Below are 2,837 nucleotides of genomic sequence, written 5' to 3'. Positions count from 1 at the left end.
CTCGTCGAATCCGAGCCGGGGTTGTTCGCTCAGCCGCGTCCGTAGCTCCGCTACGAGTCACTTGACCAGCCCGCCTCACCCAATCGCAACGGCGAAAGGGGCATCAACTATCGAACCGCCCTCTTAGGTATCAAGCGGCGGCGCGGCGCGCCGCCGTACCGCCGGCCCTCCGCCCGCCCGCCGTCCGGGCGTGCGGCCTGGAGGCCGGTCCCGGACGGCGGCGGGACACCGGGCCGGGCACCGTATCCCTGTCACACCGCACGCACCGAACGCGCCGACCGAACGCCGCACCGCCGCATGACCAGGTCAGTCGTCTGCGTCGAGCAGCCCGGTAGCCTCTGGGAACGTCTTCAGGAACTCGCGAAACTCGGGCTCAGACTCCGACTCCACCCTCTCGCGGATCAGTGCGATCAACCTGAATCGATCCTCGGCCGGCAACTGGCTGAACCTGTGGCTCATCCACTCCAACTGCTCCAGCGCGTCATCAGGATCGACAACCGTGTCATCCGCTGATTCCAGGAACCACGCCAGATCTACAACCAGCCCGGCCAGATTTCGGACCAGCGTCTCGTCTCCGTGCATCAGGTGATCATCCCCGAGAATGAGTTGCCGGACAATATGCCTCCGGCGGGGGCGCTCCGGCTCCGGGATGATCGACGCGCTATTGGGCGGGGGCGGCCGTAGGTGGCTGAGGTGGAAGCCTGATCCCCCGTCTGCCATCGACCCGGGACAAGCCGAGCAGACCAGGGCCAGGGGGTCAAGGTCGTTCGTCCAGTGGGGCGCTCCACCTTGACCCCCTGGCCCTGGCCCGCTTCCCCTGCGGGCGGGTCGACGGCAGACGGGATGATCAGGCGGGCAAGGTGCGCGCGTCGCGCGAGAAACACCAGGTCGCCGGCTGATCGCCGTGCAATTAGCGTGCAATTAGACAGGGTAACGAGGGGTCAATCACGGTCACTCGTGACCGGGTTTCCGCCCAGCTCAGAGCCCTCACGTGCGGTGGTCCGTGCAGTTCCCAAGCTGACAGCGACGGTTCGGCCTCTACCGCTCAAGGAGTTGCCAATTCGGGCGTGACGTACGCTGCCCCCATGAGCTCTCAGACCGTGGATTGGGCGGCGATCCCAGGACCGAGGGGGTACCAGCCTGAGACTGTCGCGGAAGCCATCGCCACCTTGCTCAGGAGCACTTGTAATGACCTGGATCAAGGGCACGGCATTCGATCAGCAGTAGGAAATGACCACGCAGGGACGCTCTATCCAGCAGCCGTCGCAGGCACCGACGTGTTACTGGAAATCATCACCGAGCATCCTGGGCCGCCGAGGCAGACCGCTCTTTGTGTCCTGCTCGACTGGTGGGGATGTTTTCAGCCTGAACCAGGCTTCGAGTCGTACACCGATCATGAGGGAGAGACGATCGATGTCATCACAGCGATCGTCGAACGAGTGGGACAAGCCATTGGCACCTTGGAGGTGATCGCGGAACAGGACTCCAATGCCCGCGGCCTCATCGGAGAGCTGATCAGAGCTCAGAACCAGGGGTGGAAGCTCATCGATTAGGGCTGGGCAGCGATGTCGCCGGCGTGCCCGCTGCGTGCCCGTTCTCACAGCGATCAGCGGGGCATCACGGGGACTCACGGTCACTCGACCGGCATATGCCCAAGTCAGCGTTTCCCCTGCTCAGAGGCCATGATCTTGAAAGAGTTCCCAAGCTGACAGCGCGGGTTCGATTCCCGTCACCCGCTCTCTCGGAGAGCTCTGCTCGCCGTCCCTTCGGGCCAGCTTCGCGGGGCTCTTGTGCTGGTCGGGGGGACGACCCCCCGAGTCCCCCGCGTGCCACCCTGTTCACGTCCAGGGAGATGGTGTGCGGGTGATCTAGCCCTGCTGTGGTGCGGGAAAGATCCATGTGACAAGAGACGGCCACTCCGTAATCCTTCGATTCGCTCATATCAACACGAAGGGGACGAAGTGGCCGTCAATGACATTGTGCCCGCTGCCGGGGAGTACTTGGAAGACACCCTCGCCGCGGCGAGCCCGGACCTGCTCCGGACGATGATCCGCGAGTTCGCCCAGCGGATGATGGATGCCGAGGTCGAGCAGCTGTGCGGCGCCGGCTACGGCGAGGTCAGCAGCGAGCGGGTCAACACCCGCAGAGACTGTGGGCCAGCATCCCCGAGAACGAAGCAGGGCGATGATCAGGCCACGACGCGTCGAACAACTCGTGCAGCTCCACATCCCCGAGCGCGGGCCGCACCTCCAACCTGATGTGGTTCTCTGAGGCTTGGTTGCTCGTCACCATGCTGTGCAGGGTGCCATGGATGCCTTTGGCGCATGCTCTCCGGCTCCGGGATGCTCTCGCGGCAGGTCCGTACGGGGCCGACGGGATGATCTCAGTGCATCGCATCGCCATCACCCAAGCTCGCTGCCACGCAGGCGCCTGAGCCTTAGGGAAGCGACGCCAGCCAACCACCCGAGACACCACCGAAGGCGGCTTCCGCGTCCTGAAACGGCACCTGTCGGATGTGATCTGCCGGGCCCTCACCGCCGACCACCACGCCCACAACGACGGGACGTCGACAAGTCCCAAGTAGCTTGGCTCCCGTGGAGGAAGGACATCTGGGCGAACAGCGGGTTCGGTGGCCAGAGCGACGCGAAGACGTGCTCCATGCACTACGAGCCTTAGGTGACCGCGACTATCAGGACCAACACTGGCGATCTGAGAGGGCGGTTCGATAGTTGATGCCCCTTTCGCCGTTGCGATTGGGTGAGGCGGGCTGGTCAAGTGACTCGTAGCGGAGCTACGGACGCGGCTGAGCGAACAACCCCGGCTCGGATTCGACGAGG

2 protein-coding genes and 1 pseudogene are annotated in these 2,837 nt (G+C 64.5%); 2 read left to right on the top strand and 1 reads right to left on the bottom strand.

All coding sequences use genetic code 11. The features are described 5' to 3' along the window. Positions 1-306 precede the first annotated feature (306 nt). Positions 307-582 carry a hypothetical protein gene (locus KME79_RS44220; protein ID WP_219552651.1) on the bottom strand — a complete coding sequence of 92 codons (276 nt, stop codon included), beginning with the start codon at positions 580-582 and terminating at the stop codon, positions 307-309. Positions 583-1,085: 503 nt separating this feature from the next. Between KME79_RS44220 and KME79_RS44215 the strand changes: the two genes are divergently transcribed. Both KME79_RS44215 and KME79_RS47725 read left to right on the top strand, forming a co-directional pair. Continuing rightward, complete coding sequence (locus KME79_RS44215; RefSeq protein ID WP_219552649.1) at positions 1,086-1,553, top strand: hypothetical protein; 468 nt, start codon at positions 1,086-1,088, stop codon at positions 1,551-1,553. Between the two features lie 423 nt (positions 1,554-1,976). Continuing rightward, positions 1,977-2,145 (top strand): annotated as a pseudogene (locus KME79_RS47725) (transposase); the annotation flags it as partial. Positions 2,146-2,837: the final 692 nt, after the last annotated feature.

Origin of the sequence: Nonomuraea harbinensis (assembly GCF_019396385.1) — a bacterium.
Classification (GTDB): Bacteria; Actinomycetota; Actinomycetes; order Streptosporangiales; family Streptosporangiaceae; genus Nonomuraea; species Nonomuraea ferruginea.
This window is presented reverse-complemented; position numbering and strand designations above follow the sequence as displayed.

Bases quoted from the DNA above. Each gene is read 5' to 3' on its own strand.
- KME79_RS44220 (WP_219552651.1), bottom strand. From the start codon at position 582: ATGCACGGAGACGAGACGCTGGTCCGAAATCTGGCCGGGCTGGTTGTA.
- KME79_RS44215 (WP_219552649.1), top strand. From the start codon at position 1,086: ATGAGCTCTCAGACCGTGGATTGGGCGGCGATCCCAGGACCGAGGGGG.